The sequence below is a fragment of the Leisingera sp. F5 genome, from assembly GCF_001593695.1.
In genome coordinates this window covers 63,819-81,312 of the sequence record NZ_LUKH01000022.1, presented here as the reverse complement: position 1 = coordinate 81,312, position 17,494 = coordinate 63,819, and the positions used below count along the sequence as shown (strand labels likewise).

The 17,494-nt window shown below is 63.6% G+C and carries 11 protein-coding genes; 5 read left to right on the top strand and 6 right to left on the bottom strand.

The features are described 5' to 3' along the window. Positions 1 to 1,136: 1,136 nt before the first annotated feature. Entirely contained in the window at positions 1,137 to 3,302 is a 2,166-nt protein-coding gene (locus tag A2I95_RS16005) for a calcium-binding protein (RefSeq protein ID WP_291730946.1), read from the bottom strand. Between the two features lie 306 nt (positions 3,303 to 3,608). Here A2I95_RS16005 and A2I95_RS16000 point away from each other — a divergent pair, with 306 nt between their 5' ends. Further along, a complete protein-coding gene (locus A2I95_RS16000; protein ID WP_291730944.1) occupies positions 3,609 to 4,790 on the top strand; it encodes a DUF2793 domain-containing protein in 1,182 nt (393 codons plus the stop codon). A gap of 178 nt (positions 4,791 to 4,968) precedes the next feature. On the opposite strand, the gene A2I95_RS15995 is transcribed toward A2I95_RS16000, so the two are convergent. After that, positions 4,969 to 6,405 carry a mannose-1-phosphate guanylyltransferase/mannose-6-phosphate isomerase gene (locus tag A2I95_RS15995; protein WP_291730942.1) on the bottom strand — a complete coding sequence of 479 codons (1,437 nt, stop codon included), beginning with the start codon at positions 6,403 to 6,405 and terminating at the stop codon, positions 4,969 to 4,971. A gap of 708 nt (positions 6,406 to 7,113) precedes the next feature. Here A2I95_RS15995 and A2I95_RS15990 point away from each other — a divergent pair. Beyond that, the gene (locus tag A2I95_RS15990) at positions 7,114 to 7,392 is read left to right on the top strand and encodes a transposase (protein WP_291730940.1); all 279 of its coding nucleotides are present in this window, start codon (positions 7,114 to 7,116) and stop codon (positions 7,390 to 7,392) included. On the opposite strand, the gene A2I95_RS15985 is transcribed toward A2I95_RS15990, so the two are convergent. The 4 genes from A2I95_RS15985 to wecB all read right to left on the bottom strand — a co-directional run bounded on the left by A2I95_RS15985 (position 7,364) and on the right by wecB (position 10,681). After that, a complete protein-coding gene (locus tag A2I95_RS15985; protein WP_291730938.1) occupies positions 7,364 to 7,600 on the bottom strand; it encodes a hypothetical protein in 237 nt (78 codons plus the stop codon). The two genes, A2I95_RS15990 and A2I95_RS15985, sit on opposite strands and share 29 nt — an antisense overlap. Positions 7,601 to 7,668: 68 nt before the next feature. Beyond that, positions 7,669 to 7,974: a hypothetical protein gene (locus A2I95_RS15980; RefSeq protein ID WP_291730936.1), complete on the bottom strand. Its 306-nt coding sequence runs from the start codon at positions 7,972 to 7,974 to the stop codon at positions 7,669 to 7,671. Between the two features lie 300 nt (positions 7,975 to 8,274). Further along, entirely contained in the window at positions 8,275 to 9,531 is a 1,257-nt protein-coding gene (wecC, locus tag A2I95_RS15975) for a UDP-N-acetyl-D-mannosamine dehydrogenase (protein WP_291730934.1), read from the bottom strand. A gap of 34 nt (positions 9,532 to 9,565) precedes the next feature. Further along, positions 9,566 to 10,681 carry a non-hydrolyzing UDP-N-acetylglucosamine 2-epimerase gene (gene wecB / locus A2I95_RS15970; RefSeq protein WP_291730932.1) on the bottom strand — a complete coding sequence of 372 codons (1,116 nt, stop codon included), beginning with the start codon at positions 10,679 to 10,681 and terminating at the stop codon, positions 9,566 to 9,568. Positions 10,682 to 10,884: 203 nt separating this feature from the next. Between wecB and glmM the strand changes: the two genes are divergently transcribed. The 3 genes from glmM to A2I95_RS15955 all read left to right on the top strand — a co-directional run bounded on the left by glmM (position 10,885) and on the right by A2I95_RS15955 (position 17,369). Beyond that, the gene (glmM, locus tag A2I95_RS15965; protein ID WP_291730930.1) at positions 10,885 to 12,225 is read left to right on the top strand and encodes a phosphoglucosamine mutase; all 1,341 of its coding nucleotides are present in this window, start codon (positions 10,885 to 10,887) and stop codon (positions 12,223 to 12,225) included. A gap of 128 nt (positions 12,226 to 12,353) precedes the next feature. Next, on the top strand, positions 12,354 to 13,787 hold the full coding sequence (locus A2I95_RS15960) for a glycosyltransferase family 4 protein (RefSeq protein ID WP_291730929.1): 1,434 nt from the start codon (positions 12,354 to 12,356) through the stop codon (positions 13,785 to 13,787). A 114-nt stretch (positions 13,788 to 13,901) separates the two neighbouring features. Further along, positions 13,902 to 17,369 carry a glycosyltransferase gene (locus A2I95_RS15955; RefSeq protein ID WP_291730927.1) on the top strand — a complete coding sequence of 1,156 codons (3,468 nt, stop codon included), beginning with the start codon at positions 13,902 to 13,904 and terminating at the stop codon, positions 17,367 to 17,369. Positions 17,370 to 17,494 lie beyond the last annotated feature (125 nt).

The following is a 17,494-nucleotide window of genomic DNA, read 5'->3' as shown; positions in this document are numbered from 1 at the left end:
TTTTGGCTTCACGCCACTTGGCAATCTTCCGGCGTTCTTCCAAACTCAGGTGAGGGTAACTGCGTCCCATTCAATAACCTCCATGCAAACATCTGTTTTGATACAGAATTTGCACTTCGGATGTGAACCCACCCCAGCTACATCCAGTTAGTGCGTAATGCGTATTATGTAAAAATTTATTGCGGCCCTGCAAAAGCGGCGGCGTAGAGCAAGTGCACCATCGGCACCTTAAAGTTAACCGGCCAAGCGCAAAGCCTGGAGCGGCTTCGGTGGTCATGCGGCTACATGCCACCAGCCGAGGACGAGCTACGATACCTTGAAAAAATAAAAGCGAAAGATAAGGCCGCACAGCGCATTGAGCGAAACACTCTCCGGGCAAACCTGGGCGGTTCGCAGACTCAGGGGACACCGGAAATACAGCCGGACGGTTTGCAATCACGTCAGGCCGGAAACGGTGGCCGTGATAGCGGCCGATATCGGTCATGCCGCTGTGCCGCCATGTCGCGTGTTACACGGACCGCCGCAGTAACGTTACGGTGCCATCAGCTGACCCGGAAATGCCGAAACGGTTTGCGCCCTGGCCGCCGCAACAGCAGCAAGCTCAGCATAGCGCTCCGTGGGCAAATAAGTCTTCGCTTGTGTCTTACGGGTCGGCATTTCAATTCAAGAGTAGTCTACTTGCTGGCGATCCGCCTATCCTGCATTCGTCTGACTGGACATCGGATGTGTGGTCCCGGACCACACTTTGCGCTGCACCCCCGGTAAGGGTCAGGCTGACCCTTACCGGGGGTGCTTCAGACAGGAGCCTATTCATCTGCCGCTTTCCTGGAGAAAATGTGCTCCGGGGGCAGCGTAAAGTTGATGCTGCTAACGGGCTGCCGCCAACAGCCCGGCAAACGTCACACCCTGATCCTCCTGGCATCACACAACTGATCTGCTGGAAGACCCATTGCCCGGATGCCGTCACAGCGCAGATCTCCGGCCGCATGACGGATTTTCTGCCCCAAGAAAGCGCGCAGGCAGCTGGCGCGGCCTCCTGTTCCGCGGCCCCAGGACCCCAATGTCAAACCTGTATACGTTCGGCATATCCTGCCAGTGTCACATTCAGCCAGCGTCATCCTCAGCCACTGCCATCCTCAAAACAAAAAGTCATCCGCATCCAGGCGGCCCGGGTTCAGGTCTTCCACAAAAATCCTTCCCGACCCGGTGAGGATCAGCGCACCGCCGTCCTGGCGGCTGATGTCCAGATCCGCAAACCCGTCCGCCGCGGCCCCTTGCAGATCAATCAGGTCGCGGCCCGGGCGGAAATCGGAAATGGTGTCGCGGCCATGGCCGCGGGCAAAGACAAAGACATCCTCGCCGCCGCCGCCGCTGAGCAGATCATGCCCCTTGCCGCCGTCCAGCGCATCGCGCCCGCCGCCGCCTTTAAGGCTGTCATTGCCGCCGCCGCCCTTCAGACGGTCATGCCCGCCCTGGCCCTTGAGCTGGTCCTTGCCGCCGCCTCCGGACAAAGTATCGCTGCCGCGGCCGCCCTGCAGCAGATCCTGACCGCCCTGCCCGGACAGCAAGTCCTGACCGCTGCTGCCCTTCAGCCTGTCGCTGCCGCCGCCGCCATAAAGCCGGTCGTTGCCGGATCCTCCCTCCAGCACATCATTGCCGCTGCCGCCCTTCAGGCTGTCATTGCCGCGCCCCCCCTCCAGCCGGTCGTTGCCGCCCTCGCCGCTCAGCAGGTCATCGCCGCCGGTGCCGTCCAGCCGGTCAGCGCCGCTGCCGCCGTAGAAACTGCCGCCCGGCAGGGTCTCCCCCGCCCCCTGCCGCTGCGGGAAAGAAAACCGCAGATCCGGGCCGAACACATCCGCCAGTTCCAGCGGCGTGCCCGCATCGCTGATCAGCACGATCCGGGTGTCCCCCGCCGCCATCACCAGGCCGCTGCTGCGCCCCTGCGCCTCCAACTGGCCGACGCTGCAGAGCCCGTCAAACAGCGACAGGTCCAGCCGGTCCTCGCCGGGGGTGAAATCGCGCACCGTCACCGCCCCGGCCGCCGGGTTGATGACAAAGGTATCGGCGCCGCTGCCGCCGGTCAGCCAGCCGCCTTCGGCCCCCGCAACCAGCACGTCATCACCCGCCTGGCCATAGAGGTTTGCACCGCTCCGGCCGCCCTCCAGCACGTCATTGCCGGCACTGCCGTCCAGCCGCGCCGCCCCCGCCGCCATCTGCACATCGCCCAGGCTGCCAAGCGGCAGGGTGAACTGGCTGATGCCGCCTGCCGCGCCGGAGGCGGCAAAGACTTGCAGATGGCCGCCAACCGCCGCCGCTTCCAGCGCGGTCACATTCTGCAAGCCCAGCCCGGGCGCGTGCTCCAGGCTCTGCAGATGGATCAGCGCGCCGCCCGGGGTCAGGGTGAACAGGCTGAGACCGCCGTCATTGCCCGCCGCCAGCACCAGCACATGGCCCTCTGCCTCCACCACCTCCAGCGCGCTGAGGCCGCCGAAACGGGTCATTGCGGTATCCTGCAGCTGGGTCTCGAACCGCAGCCCGCCATCCCCGCCCACCTGCATCAGGGTGAGCGAGCTGCTGCCCGCCGCGCCCAAGAGCGCCCAGGCCTTGCCGCCCGCCTCGAACCCTTCCAGCACGGTGACGCCGGAGACCGCCAGCCCCTGGTCCGCCCCCAGATCATCCGCCGGGCGCAGCACGCCGCTGGCGGCATCAGCCCGGTAGCTGTGCAGCCCCCGCGCATCCGCCGCCAGCAGCACCGGGCCGCCCGCCGTCTGCACCGTGGCCAAGAGCGCCGCCGGATCCAGGCTGTAGGCCGCACCGGCCTGGCCCTGCACCTCCCCCGCCGCATCCAGCTGCCAGCCCTGCAGATCGCCGCTGGCCGCCCCCACCGCATAAAACGCGGATTTGCCATCCGCCAGCTGCAGCACCGCCACCGCGCCAAAGCCGCCCGCATCCGCCCCTGCCAGCGCCGCGCGGTCCTGACTGCCCAGGCTCCCATCCTCCGCCAGCTCATAAAAGGTCAGCGCGCTTTGGCTGGTCTGGCCCTGCACCAGCCGCAGCCCGCCGCCGGCCTCTGCCAGATGAAACGCCCCGGTCCGGATCCCGGCTGCCCCGTGCAGCTGCTGGCCCGCCAACTGCGGCAGGGCGCCGGTGCCGTCCAGCTGCCAGCGGCTGAGGCCGCCATTCATGCCGGTGGCCGCATAAAGCACCGCCTGGCCGTCCTGCACGGCGATTTCCAGATCGCGCAGATCGGTGCCGAAAATCAGATCCTCTGCGGCGAACCGCCCGGTGAATGCCAGTGCCATAACCCCGCTCCCTTGCGCTTGCGGCCCGGGGCTGACACTGGCCGCGGCCCCCGGCGCAAAGCGGGAAGCAAAGCGGGCAAAATCAGGGACATTGTTTACAGATTGACGACAATTGAACGAACAGACCCAAAACAAGCCGGAAACGGGCCGGGAACAGCTGCGGCCCGTGCCTCCTGCCCGCGCAGGCGCCCTGTTTGCCCCGATCTCCCCGTTGCGCAAGCAGCGCACGCCCCGTTATCGCGCGCTTGACGCGGCTCTGGCACTCTGGCGCGGAACCCGTTTTTCCCCGCCGCCGGAGCCCCGCCCATGACCCAGACCTCGCCGATCCTTGCCCTGCCCTATCTGATGCCTGCCCAGGCGCAGAAACACGTGACCCACAATGAGGCGCTGCAGATGCTGGATGCGCTGGTGCAGCTCCGCGTCGAGGGCTTTGATACCGCCGCCCCGCCCGCCAGCCCCGCTGTGGGCGAGACCCATGCGCTGGCCGCAGCGCCAGCCGGTGCCTGGGCCGGCCATGGGGCTGAGATTGCGGTCTGGCAGGGCGAGGGCTGGCTGTTCCTGGCGCCCTCCCCCGGCTGGCGCGCCTGGAGCCTGGCGGACGCGGAACTGAGGATCTGGGACGGCAGCAGCTGGATCCTGCCACCCGCTGAAACCCAGAACCTCGGCCGCCTCGGGGTGGGCACCGCCGCGGATGCCGCCAACCCGCTGTCGGTTGCGGGATCCGCCACCCTGCTGACCCATGCCGGCAGCGGCCATCAGCTCAAGGTGAACAAGGCCGGCAGCGCCGACACCGCCGCGCTGCTGTTTCAGTCGAACTGGAGCGGCCGGGCCGAAATCGGGCTGGCGGGCTCTGACGATTTCTCCATCAAGATCTCCGCCGACGGCAGCGCCTGGAGCACCGCGCTGGCGCTGACGCCGGACGGGCGCGCAGGCTTCGGCACCGCCAGCCCGGCGGCGCATCTGGAAATCCTGGGCGGCAGCGCCGATTACCTGCTGGCAGGCGGCGGCAGCGCCGATTTCCGGCTGGGCGCGGACGGCAACGGCAGCTGCTCCGGCGCCTGGTCCGGCGGCGGCGCCGATTACGCCGAATGGTTCGAATGGGAGGATGGCAATCCGGATGCCGAAGACCGCCGCGGACTTGCTGTGGTGCTGGAGGGCGCAAAGATCCGCCCGGCCATCGCGGGGGAAACCCCGGCGGGCGTGATCAGCGGCAATCCGGCGGTGGTGGGCGATGGCGACATGGGTGAGTGGAAACACCGCTGGCTGCGCGACGCTTACGGCAGCCTGCTGCGCGATGCAGACGGGGGCCTGCAGGAAAACCCCGCCTATGATCCGTCACAGCCTTACGTGCCGCGCGCCGCCCGTCCCGAATGGGCGCTGCTGGGACTGACCGGCAAGCTGCGGCTCAGGACAGGCCAGCCCACAGCACCCGGCTGGATCCGGATGCAGGACATCTCCGCAGAGGTCGAGGAATGGCTGCTGTGCTGAAAGCCGGCGGGATCTTCCGGCGTCTCTTAGAGCGCCTCATCCGGCGGCAGGCTCCCGCCCGTCCCGGATCAATCACAGATTGATCCTCCCCGTTGGGTCCGGCGCCATGCCTAGGCATGGCGCTGCGCCGCGCCAGCGGCGCCGGGCCCAAGGCTTTGAGCCTCTGCCCTTTGCCGCCTTACCCTTTGGCGCCCTGGCCGCGGGCATAGACGTCCTCGTAGCGGATGATGTCATCCTCGCCCAGATAGCTGCCGGTCTGCACCTCGATCAGCACCATCGGCACCTTGCCGGGGTTTTCCATCCGGTGTACGGCCCCCAGCGGGATGTAGACCGACTGGTTCTCGCTCACCAGTTTCTCGGTACCGTCCACCGTCACCTTGGCGGTGCCTTCGACCACGATCCAATGCTCCGAGCGGTGGTGATGGCTTTGCAGGCTCAGCGCCGCACCGGGATGCACATGGATGCGCTTGACCTGAAAGCGCTCGCCCACGGCCAGGCTCTCGAACCAGCCCCAGGGGCGATGATCCATCGGAAATTCTGTGGCCTGTTTGGCCTGTTTTCCCTTCAGCGCCGCCACCGCCTGTTTCACATCCTGGGCGCGGTCCGCCGCCGCCACCAGCACCGCATCCGGCATCGCCACGGCAATGATATTTTCCAGCCCGATGCCGACCAGCTCCAGCCCTTGGCCTTCTGAGCGCAACAGGCTGTCCGCACAGTCAATCGCGGTGGCAGGCCCGGACGTCACCACGCCCGCCGCATCCGGGCCGCTCTCGCGCCAGACCGCGTCCCAGCCGCCCAGATCGGACCAGCCGCCCGCAAAAGGAACAACGCTGAGGTTTGCCGCCTTCTCCATCACCGCATAGTCGATCGAGATATCCGCCGCCCCCTGCCAGGCCGCCGGGTCCAGCCGCAAAAAGCCTAAGTCAGGCTGGCCTTGATCCACGGCAGCCTGCACCGGCGCCAGCAGATCCAGCGCATGGGCGCGGAAGGCTGCCAGGATGGTTTTCACCTCAAACAGGAAAATCCCCGCGTTCCACAGATACTGCCCCGAGGCCAGCATCTGCGCCGCAGCCTGTGCATCCGGCTTTTCCACAAACCGTTTCAGCCCGATCGGGCGCGGGGTGAAATCGCCGGGGTCCTCTGCCAGCTCCAGATAGCCATAGCCGGTCTCGGCCCGGTCCGGCTTGATGCCGAAGGTGACCAGCTGCCCGGCGCGGGCGGCCGCCTCGCCCGCCGTGACAGCCGCCCGGAACGCCGCCGCATCCGGCACCACATGGTCCGAGGGCGCCACCAGCATCAGCGCGTCGGGATCCTGTTTCTCCAGCCACAAGGCCGCCGCCAGCACCGCAGGCGCCGTGTTGCGTCCTGCAGGCTCGATCAGGATGGCACCGGGATCAATGCCGGCCACCGCCAGCTGCTCGGTGACAATGAAACGAAAATCGGAATTGGTCAGCACCACGGGCGGCGCAAACCCCTCCCCCGACAGCCGCCGGGCCGAGGCCTGAAACAGCGTTTCCTCCCCGGTCAGCGGCACAAATTGCTTGGGGTAGCTCTTGCGCGACAGAGGCCACAGCCGGGTGCCGGAGCCGCCGCATAATAGAATTGGGGTAATCATATCACAACCTCAGCGGTTATCTCTACCTGCCTTTTAAATTACCCCAGGATCGCAAATCAAAGGCATCTGCACAATCGCCGCATGCAGCAGCCCACTGGCCCAAAGCCCGGCTTGTGCCTCACTTCCAGCCTCAGTCTCCGGTAGGCGCTGTGAACTTGTCTCGATTTTGTTCCGATCTCTTTCGAGCGGTTCTGGCAATGAAGGAGACAAGACACAGCACCAAGATGCAGCGACAAGTCCCAGCGTGATGCGGTTCGGATTGCAACGACAAACGGTCTGACGCATCCCCAAATTGCTTCAGATTTTTTTGGGGGCAACCCTGATCAAGCGGGTACGGCAACACCAGAATGGCGACCTGATGTCTCGCCCACATGCAGATGTAGAGAAAGAAAATACCCGCCTGCGTAAAGAAGTCTATCTGCTGCGTGAGGAGAGGGAGGTGCTAAAAAACATTCCGGGTCAGAGTCCGCCTGTGCGCGGTAGAAACGACCTGTGTTACCCTCGCCGTCTGGAGGCCAGTTTCCGGTCGCTTATTGGAGGAGCCCACCCCATAAAAAACATGACACATGGGCTGATGCGCACTTGAAAGTGGTGACGCCACCTTGGCGATGATCCCGGTTAGGCAGATGACGAAATTGTACTGTCTGAAGTCGGACAGCCAATGCGCCGTCTTTCGATGTCCGAGCTGCTCTCCATGGCGTTGTCGGTGTGAATCTGACGCAGATACATGGCCTCGGGTCATCATTGGCGCTGAAGCTGGTTGCCGAGTGTGGGACCGACCTGAAGGCATGGCCAAGCGCAAAACACATCACGTCTTGGCTCTGCTTCGCGCCTGGCAACAAGATATCAGGCGGCAAGCTGCTGTCCTCGCGGGCTCGACGATCCTCAAGCCGCGCCGCGACCCTGTTGCGCCTGACGGCAGTCACGATTCGGCGGAGCGGCACGCCGCTCGAGGTCTTTATCGTCGCGGGTCGCGCAGAGTTGTGACGGGATTGCGGTCGATCACCTCGGTTTTTAGAAGGTGATTGAGGAATCGGTCAACGATACGAGCGCGATGCAGCAGCGTCGTCGCTGCCCGGCATTCAGCCGATACCAGCAGCCACGCAACCGGCACGTCCTGACCGAGTTCACAGTGATGTTCGGCGACGTCCTGGAAGCCATGCAAGCTTTGACGATAGCAGGCCCGGCTTTTCATGCTGCACAGGCCAAGGCTCGCGAGATAGTGGTTAATGGTCGTGCGATCGGGACCGGACTATCGAACGGTCATACCAGCACCTTCGCGTCCCGCACATCAAGCGCAATGGCCCTGAGATACTCGGTGGCAAGCTTCGGGTAGGGGGCCGTCGACGCGGTTGAGCAATGCCTCGAAAGGTCACCGATGACTTTTTGCGGAACTGACCTGCACAGCATCTCGGCCGCACACGCATGGCGGAAGATATACGGCCCGCATTTGCTTGGCGGCTTGATGCCGGCATCGCAGAACCGCCTTCGAACCAGACTGTATAGTTTCTCGAACTTGCGATAGAGTGCGAGCCGATAAAGATTGCCCCTGGCATCGGTCGATGTCACCGACACTCAGATCCATCAGGCCTTCGGCACCGCATCGTTCGTGCTGCCACGTCAGGAAGTGCCGACTCTCCCACAGGAGCGCATCGATGCTGGGCCGGAAAGGCCACACGCATCGAAAAGCCAGGCCTCGTACTCGTCGCAAATCACAACGCGCCGGCCACGCAAGCACCGCGAACCCTCTTGCGCGCGTAAGGGAGATCCTCTGCAATCTCCGCCAAAAAATGGATTTTCCGTCCTCGGTTTCGGTAACGGAAAATCCTTGTGTATTTCGGATTCATGAATCCTGCGGCAGCAGAAGCTTCACAGACCAACCACGTCGATCAGCCTCAGCCCCTCTGGCAGCTTGTCCTTGAGCCCCTCGAAGGCAGAGTGCTTGACCAGCACGCAGGCCACATCGGCAACAGCCAGCGCCTCTTCCAAGTCCGAAAGCGCAATGCCGCCTTCGCCCAGATTGGATGGCAGCGCATCGATATGCGGTTCCACTGCCAGGACCTGGCACCCCAGCTTGCTAAGCTCCGAGGTGATCCTCAGAGCAGGGCTTTCACGCAGATCGTCGATATCCGGCTTGAACGCCAAGCCCAGACAGGCAACCTTTATGTCCTCCATGGACCGGGACGGTTCCGCCGCCAGCACATCCATGACCACATCGCGCACCTTCTGCATCACCCATTTGGGTTTGCCGTCATTGCCGTCGCGGGCGGCGCGGATCAGCTTGGCCTCATCCGGTGCAGAGGCGACGATGAACCAGGGGTCCACGGCGATGCAATGGCCGCCAACACCGGCGCCAGGCTGCAGGATATTGACGCGGGGGTGGCGGTTGGCCAGCGAGATCAGCTCCCACACATCGATGCCGAACTTGTCGCAGATCACCGACAGCTCGTTGGCAAAGGCGATCTGCACATCGCGCGAGCTGTTCTCGGTCAGTTTGCACATCTCCGCCGTCTTGGCGTCGGTGACGATACAGTCGCCCTGCACCACCTTCTTATACATAGCAATCGCCATCTCGCTGGCGCGGTCCGTCATGCCGCCGATGATGCGGTCATTCTCCACCAGTTCGCGTACCACATGGCCAGGCAGCACCCGCTCGGGGCAATGGGCCACTTGCACATCAGCCTCATTGCCGGCATCCTGCGGGAAGCTCAGATCCGGGCGCGCCTCGGCCAGCCAGATGGCCATCTGCTCGGTAGCGCCAATCGGCGAGGTGCTTTCCAGCACCACCAGGTCGCCTGCCTTCAGCACCGGGGCAATCATATTGGCCGCCGACTGGATATAGCTCAGATCCGGTTCATAGCCTTCCTTGAAGGGGGTCGGCACCGCAATGACAAAGGCCTCGGCCGGTTCTGCCTTGAGGGTGGCGCGCAGATTGCCGTCGGTGACCGCCTTGTGCACGATCCCGTCCAGTTCAGGCTCAACAATGTGGATTTTGCCTGCATTGACCGTCTCCACCACCTTGGGGGAGACGTCAACACCGATGACTTCAATGCCCCTGGCGGCAAACAGAGCAGCTGTCGGCAGGCCGATATAGCCCAAACCAATCATGGAGATACGATTAAACATCTTGTCCTCATTATCCGGGTATTTGAAATTCTGTTCAGTCGCGGGTCAGCGCAGCGGCAATCCGTTCCGAGGCCCTGCCGTCGCCATAGGGGTTCATCGCGCGAGCCATCTCGTCATAGGCCTTAGAATCGTTCAGCAGCCGCAGCGCTTCGCTACGGATCTTCTCCGGGTCGGTTCCGACCAGGCGCACGGTGCCTGCATCGACCGCTTCCGGGCGTTCGGTGGTGTCGCGCATGACAAGAACCGGTTTACCGAGACTCGGAGCCTCCTCCTGAACACCGCCGGAGTCGGTGATCAGGAAATGCGAGCGCTGCATCAGCCAGACAAAAGGCAGGTAATCCTGCGGTGCGATCAGATGCACCGCCGTGGCATCCCCCAGGATCCGCTTCACCGGCTCCTGCACATTGGGGTTCAGATGCACCGGATAGACGATCTGCACATCGCTCTCTTCGCTGATCCCGCGCAGCGCATGACAGATGTTCTCAAACCCCTGGCCGAAATTTTCCCGCCGGTGGCCGGTCACCAGGACCATCCGCTTGCCCTCTTCCAGGAAGGAGAAGCGGGCCTGCATCTCCTCATTCAGCGCCGTGTCGCTGCCGAACCGGGCCACCACCTGCTGCAGCGCATCAATCACCGTGTTGCCGGTGACGACGATGTTTTCATCCGCCACATTCTCGGCCAGCAGGCTTTGGCGGGCGGTTTCAGTGGGGGCAAAATGCAGGTCAGCCATCCGGCCCACCAGCATGCGGTTCATCTCTTCCGGCCAGGGCGCATAGATGTTGCCGGTACGCAGCCCGGCTTCGACATGACCGACACTCACCTGCGCATAAAATGCCGCCATGGCCGCTGCCATCGTGGTGGTGGTATCGCCGTGAACCAGCAGCCGATCGTAATGGTTTTCCTTCAGAACGTCACGCAATGCCAGGATGATTCTTGAAGTAATGTCGGTCAGATCCTGGCCCGGCTTCATCACGTTCAGGTCGAATCGCGGCGTGATGCCGAACAGCTGCAACACCTGATCCAGCATTTCACGGTGCTGTGCAGTCACGCACACATCCACCTGAAGCCCTTCAGTTGCCTGCAGTTTTTTCACGACAGGCGCCATTTTGATGGCTTCCGGACGGGTGCCAAACACCATGAGAATTTTCAACTTCAGACCCTCTTTGAAACACATTGGAAACGCGGGTCTCTTAGCAACTCTGGCTTGAATTACAACCCGCCGCTTTTCCGGCGGAGATTTGCGCAAAAAAAGGCCCGGCGGATTGCGGAGCGGGTATCCTGCCGCTAGTAGAAGGCCGGAACAATCGGCCCAGAACTGGGCTGCAGATCGGCAGATACAAAGGTTCAGCAGCGATGACAAGACAGTATTTCGGGACCGACGGCATCCGTGGCCGGGCCAACACAGGCCCGATGACCGCCCCTTTCATGGTCCAGCTCGCTGCCGCCGTCGGCCAGTATTTCAACGCCACCTCACGAACCCGCCGCGTAGTGATCGGCAAGGACACCCGGCGCTCCTGCTATATGCTGGAAAACGCCCTCACGGCCGGCTTCACCGCGGCCGGCATGGACGTCTTCGCCCTGGGGCCGCTGCCGACCCCGGCCGTGGGCCTGCTGACCCGCTCGATGCGCGCGGATCTGGGCGTGATGATCTCGGCCAGCCACAACCCGCACCATGACAACGGCATCAAATTCTTCGGCCCCGACGGCTTCAAGCTGTCGGATGCCGCCGAACAGGAGATCGAAGCCATCCTGGACGCCGGGACCAGCACCACGGACACGGACCATCTCGGCCAGGTCACCCGGCTGAACGATTCCGCCGCGCGCTATGTGGAATACGCCAAAACCACCCTCTCAGGCCGGACCCGGCTGGACGGGCTGAAAATCGTGATCGACTGCGCCAATGGCGCCGCCTACAAAGCAGCCCCGGAAGTGCTTTGGGAACTGGGCGCCGAGGTCATTCCGGTCGGCGTGGCCCCTAACGGCTACAACATCAACGACGGCTGCGGCTCTACCAGCCCCGGATTGGCGGCCAGGACAGTGCTGGAAACCGGCGCCGATCTGGCCATCTGCCTGGACGGAGACGCCGACCGGATCATCATGCTGGATGAAACCGGCACGGTGGTGGACGGCGACCAGATCATGGCGCTTCTGGCCTCCTACTGGGCCCGCAAAGGCCGTCTCAACCACAACACGCTGGTGGCCACGGTGATGTCGAACCTCGGCCTGGAGAACTATCTAGCGGACCAGGGCATCACCCTGCGCCGCACCGCAGTGGGCGACCGTTATGTTGTCGAGGAAATGCGCCGCAACGGCTTCAACATGGGCGGCGAGCAATCCGGGCACATCGTGATCACCGACAACACCACCACCGGAGACGGGCTGCTGGCGGGCCTGCAGGTGCTGGCGCTTCTGAAGGAAACCGGCGAGAAAGCAAGCCGCCTGACCCGCCAGTTCACGCCGGTGCCTCAGCTCTTGCAGAACGTCCGTTACACCCCGGGGCAAAACCCGCTGGACCAGGCAGCCGTGCAGGATGCAATCCGCCGCGGCGAGACTGACCTGAACGGCAGCGGCCGCTTGTTGATCCGCAAGTCCGGCACCGAACCCTTGATCCGGGTGATGGGAGAAAGCCTGGATGAAGCGCTGCTGCAGAAAGTGGTCGCCAATGTGGCCCAGACGGTTGCGGAAGCCGGGTGAGCCGTAGCCCGGCAGATTTCCGTTCTGGCTTGCTGGCGGCAGCACAGGCTCTGCGGGCCCGCGGCCAGTCTGCATCAGAGCGGCAACTGCATCGGCGGGCTTTTCAATCTGCTGCTGATACCGGCAATATGTGGCGCCTGCTGCGCCAAACCCAAGACGCGGGCGATGTCAAAACCGCTCTTGCAGTCTACCAGGATCTCATCGCGGCCCTGAAACCGCAGCAAGGGGCGGCGGCCGCGGAAGCACTCGGCCATCTGGCCCAGGAGCCGGTTGCCGCCCTGCACATGGCTGACACCCCCCTCGCTCCGGCTCTGGAGCCCATAGCTCCCATTCCCGGGCGGGCGGCCTACCTTTTGAATTACGCCTTGCCGCAAGTAGCAAACGGCTACACTCTGCGCAGCCAGGCCATCGCCGCCGCCCTGCAGAACCACGGGGTTGATCTGGCCTGCTTGACCCGGCCAGGCTTTCCCCTCGACCGTTCCCCGACACGGGCTTTCCGCCCCGCAGACCAGGTGGCAGACGTCGAATACCTGCACGAGGCCCTGCCGGTCCTGGAAGGGTTTTCCGGGTTCTCCGCCTATCTGGCCGCCGCCGCGGATGCCCTGGAGACCCGCCTACGCGCCCTGCGCCCGCAGGCGGTCATTGCAGCCTCAAATTTTCAGATCGCATTGCCCGGGCTGATCGCCGCCCGGCGCCTGGGCCTGCCGTTCTGCTACGAAGTGCGCGGTTTCTGGGAAGTCACCCAGCTGTCAGCGGATCCGGGCATCGAAGCAACCCTGTTTTTCCAGCTGCAATATGCGCTGGAGTGCCGCACTGCCGCCCAGGCTGACCATGTCTTCACATTGGCCGCCCCGATGCAGGAGGAACTGATCCAGCGCGGCGTATCTGCTGACAAAATCATTCTGGCGCCAAATGGCTGCGATACCGCGAAATTCGTTCCGCTGCCCCGCAATTCAGCGCTGGCCGCTCGCTATGAAATCCCAGAAAATGTACCGGTTATCGGCTACATAGGCAGCTTCGTGCAATATGAGGGGCTGGACGATCTTGTCCGCGCCTGCAGCTTGCTGCGGCAACAGGGGCTGGATTTCCGGCTGCTGCTGGCCGGCAGCGGACCGGCTGAAGAAGACATCCGGCATGCAGCCTCGGACGCTGGGCTGGAAGACTGGCTCATTCTGCCGGGGCGCATTCCGCATGAAGAGGCCGCCGCACATTACTCCCTGATCGACATCACCCCTTTCCCGCGCAAGCCTCAGCCGGTCACCGAACTGGTGCCGCCGCTGAAACCGCTGGAGGCAATGGCGATGGAAAAAGCGGTGGTTGTCTCCTCCGTACGGCCGCTTGCGGATATGGTCACGGATGGCGAAACCGGTATCGTTTTCAAAAAAGGCGATACGGAAGACTTGACCCGCACCTTGGCGCAGCTGATCGCCGGCCCGGCGCTGCGCATACGTTTGGGCAAAGCGGGGCGCAAATGGGTGGCGCAAGAGCGCAGCTGGAGCCAAGCTGCAATGGAGATTGCCCGCATCATCGGCAGCCCTGTTCCAAATCCGGGAATACGGTGACGCATCTTTGCCCCCAACCAGTTTACGGCCTGCGCTGCGGGCGTTATCAAAACCAGGCCTTTTCCAAACCGGGCAAAGGTCCTTTTCACTAGCTCAGCTTGGGTACCTCACATCATGCACGTTGACGAAACCCGCAGCGGCCTGATCCGGGCGGCACGGGAACTGGAACGCTTAGGGCGGCAGAGCTCTGCGATAGCTCTGCTGCAGTCTGCGGCCCAAGACGGCAACGACACCGCCCTCTTACGCGCATTGCAAAAGACCGCAGAGCGCGGGCAAAACCAGCAGGCAGCCCAAACCGCCTTGCAGCAGCTGGAACAAATCCTTGGCCCGCACAGCCGTGAACTGAACCGCATCCGCGGCAGCCGCCATGTCTTCGTGGAGTCAGGCTGGAACACCGGCAAGCCGCGGATCGCAGGCATCATGGATGAGTTCACGGCCGCCAGCTTTGCCCCGGAGTGCGTGTACCTTCCCCTTGAGCCTGAACGCTGCATCACCCAGCTGGCGCATTTCCGGCCGGCATTCGTATTTGTGGAATCGGCCTGGCATGGCAGCGGCGGCGCCTGGAACCGTATGGTCAGCACACCTGCTCCGCAGCTCATTGGGATGCTGGAGTGGTGCAGGCAAAACGGCATCCCTTCCATTTTCTGGAACAAAGAAGACCCGGTCCATTTCCACACATTCCTGGATGCTGCGCGCCTGTGCGACTTTGCCTTCACGACCGACATGGACTGCATCCCGTCCTACAAGGACGCCTTGGGCCACGCGCAGGTCTGCTTCCTGCCTTTCGCGGCCCAGCCCCAGATGCATAATCCGATCGCCAAGCTGCCGCGCAAAGACGCCTTCAACTTTGCCGGCTCCTATTATCTGCGCTACCCCGAACGCCAGCGCGATCTTGCTGCCATGATCGAAACGGCCCGCGCCCTGCGGCCGGTCGAGATCTACGACCGGCACCACGGCCAGGATCATCCGCACTACAAGTTCCCGGACAAATACCAGCCGATGATCCTGGGCGCGCTGCCGTTTTCTGAGATCGGCAAGGCCTACAAGGGCTACCGCTACGGCATCAACATAAATACCATCAAGCAGTCGCAAACCATGTTTGCACGCAGGGTGTATGAGCTGATGGCCTCGAACACCGTGGTGGCCAGCAATTTCTCCCGCGGGATGCGGATGCTGTTCGGCGATCTGACAATCTGTTCGGATCAGCCCGCCAGGCTGTCCGGCGCCTTTGAAGCGCTCACCGCAGAGGACACAAGATACCGCAAGTTCCGGCTGCTGGGGCTGCGCAAAGTCCTGCAGGAGCACAGCTATGCCGCGCGCCTGGGCTACATCCTCTCCAAGGTCACCGGCCAGCCCTTCGAACCCAGCCTGCCAGCCGCCGCCCTGATTGCCTCTGCCGCCACCCCGGAGGAGGCCCGCAGGCTGACCGCGGCATTCCAGGCCCAGGCTCACCCCCGCAAGCACCTGTTCCTGCTCGCTCCGGATGCTGCCGCCGTCGGCAGCGGCGGCAATGTCTCGGTGTTCAGCCACGCAGAAAGCCTGCTGGAAGCGTTTCACAAACGGCGCAGCGAATTTGCCTTCGCAGGCTGTCTCCATTCCGCGGATTTCTACGGCGAACACTACCTGACCGACCTGCTGCTCGCGCCCCGCTACAGCGATGCAGACGGCGTCTCGAAGGGCTGCCATTTCAATGCAACCGGCCGGGTCTTCGCCCTGCAGCGCGAAGACCTGCGCTATCGCCACACCTGCTCCATGCGGCTCGCCGCCGGCCTGCTGCGCAGCCGGCATCTGACCGGCAGCCTACTGGCAGACTGCCTCCGCGACCCGGCCTCGGCCACCGCCAAAGACCTGCGCATCCTCGCCATTGACGAGTTCAACTACTGCCGCAACGGTGCCGCGGACCCCGCGGCGCAGGCCCTGGCCCGCGATATGGAGCTGCCCTGCCAGGGCGCCCCGCTGGCCCGCTTCTATGATATCGCGGAAGCCTTGCCCGCCGCCAAACCGCGGCCGCGGCCGCAGCCCCTGCCCGCCCTGGCCGCGGCGGAGATCTTTTCCGACGCTATTCTGCCCGAGGGCAGGCCCCTGGCCAAGCGGCTGCAGGACGGGCGGCTCGTGGTCACCTCCCAGGATGACGGTGCCGGACCCGCCGATGTCTGGATGGCGCGCAAGTATCCGCGCGCCGCGCTCAACCTGGAGAACAACAGCTGGTTCCGCTTCGGCCTCGAGCACAGCCTGCCGCAGGGCCAGCTCGTCTGCGAATATTATGACAGCCGGGGCGGGAAAATCAGCCATTCCATGTTCGGCAAGGGCGGGCGCCATGCCCTGCCCCTGCCCCTGCCGGACCATTGCACCCAGGTCCGGTTTGGCCTGCGGCTGTGCGGCTCCGGAACGCTGGCGCTTTCCGACATTGTCTTCGGCGATCAGGCCGTCTTCCCCCCGCTGACCGCCGGACGCTCCGGGGTTTTGGTTCTGACCAAACAATACCCCTCCAGCGAGGATCTCTACAAATACGGGTTCCTGCACAGCCGCGTCCGGAGCTACCGCCAGCAAGGGCTGAATGCAGATGTCTTCCGCCTCAACCCCGGCATCGCGAAGTCCTATGAAGAATTTGAAAACATCGACGTCGCCACCGGCGATGCCGCGCTTCTGGACGCCACCCTGCGCAGCGGCCGCCACACACATGTCCTGGTGCATCTTCTGGACCGGACCATGTGGGAGGTGCTGAAAAAGCATCTGCACAGGATCCAGGTCACAATCTGGATCCACGGTGCCGAGATCCAGCATTGGCAGCGGCGGGCGTTTGAATTCACACGCATGTCTGCCGCTCAGGTTGCGCAGAAGAAACAGCGGGCCGGTGCATACCTCAAGCTTTGGCAGGAGGTCTTCTCCAGCCCGGAGGCAAACCTGCATCTTGTCTTCGTCTCCCGCACCCTGCTGGAAGAAGCCACCACGGATGTCGGGCGGCCGCCGCCGGAAGGCCGCCATTCGGTCATTCACAACTTCATTGACGGAGAGATCTTCCGCTACTGCCCCAAAGCCCCCGAAGACCGCTTCCGCCTGCTTTCCATCCGGCCGTATGCAGGCCGCAAATACGCAAATGATCTGACCGCTGCGGCCATCACGGCCCTCTCCCAAAGGCCGGGTTTCGAGGCGTTTGACATCACCATCGCCGGCGACGGCCCGGATTTTGATGAAGAGACCAAAGCGCTGCAGCGCTTCCCCAATGTGACATTGCGCCAGGGCTTTCTGACCCATGCGGAAATCGCCGATCTGCACCGCAGGCACGGGGTGTTCGTCACCCCGACCCGCTGGGACAGCCAGGGCGTTTCGCGGGATGAAGCAATGGCATCAGGCCTGGTCCCGGTTTCGACCCGGACTTCAGCAGTGCCCGAATTCATGGACGAATCCTGCGGCATTCTCACCCCGCCCGAAGATGCCTTGGCGCTTGCAGAGGCCATCGAAAGGCTGTCGCGGGATCCGGATCTGTTCCTGCGCCTGTCCCAGGCCGCGGCAAAACGCGTGCGTGCGCAATCCGGCTTCCAGCAAACCATCGCACGCGAAACAGTCCTGATAGGAGCCTGATGACCAGATATCCGCCGCCAAGCGCTTCCCTCACTCTTCCAGCTCCTGTAACCACAGCCAAACCCGTCTGAGATTTGAGTCACCACACCATGCGCAAGATTATTACGGATCCCCCAGCTTCCACC

Excerpts from the sequence above, each read along its gene's own strand:
- A2I95_RS16005 (WP_291730946.1), bottom strand. The coding sequence starts at position 3,302 with ATGGCACTGGCATTCACCGGGCGGTTCGCCGCAGAGGATCTGATTTTC.
- A2I95_RS16000 (WP_291730944.1), top strand. The coding sequence starts at position 3,609 with ATGACCCAGACCTCGCCGATCCTTGCCCTGCCCTATCTGATGCCTGCC.
- A2I95_RS15995 (WP_291730942.1), bottom strand. The coding sequence starts at position 6,405 with ATGATTACCCCAATTCTATTATGCGGCGGCTCCGGCACCCGGCTGTGG.
- A2I95_RS15985 (WP_291730938.1), bottom strand. The coding sequence starts at position 7,600 with ATGAAAAGCCGGGCCTGCTATCGTCAAAGCTTGCATGGCTTCCAGGAC.
- wecC (WP_291730934.1), bottom strand. The coding sequence starts at position 9,531 with ATGTTTAATCGTATCTCCATGATTGGTTTGGGCTATATCGGCCTGCCG.
- glmM (WP_291730930.1), top strand. The coding sequence starts at position 10,885 with ATGACAAGACAGTATTTCGGGACCGACGGCATCCGTGGCCGGGCCAAC.
- A2I95_RS15960 (WP_291730929.1), top strand. The coding sequence starts at position 12,354 with ATGTGGCGCCTGCTGCGCCAAACCCAAGACGCGGGCGATGTCAAAACC.
- A2I95_RS15955 (WP_291730927.1), top strand. The coding sequence starts at position 13,902 with ATGCACGTTGACGAAACCCGCAGCGGCCTGATCCGGGCGGCACGGGAA.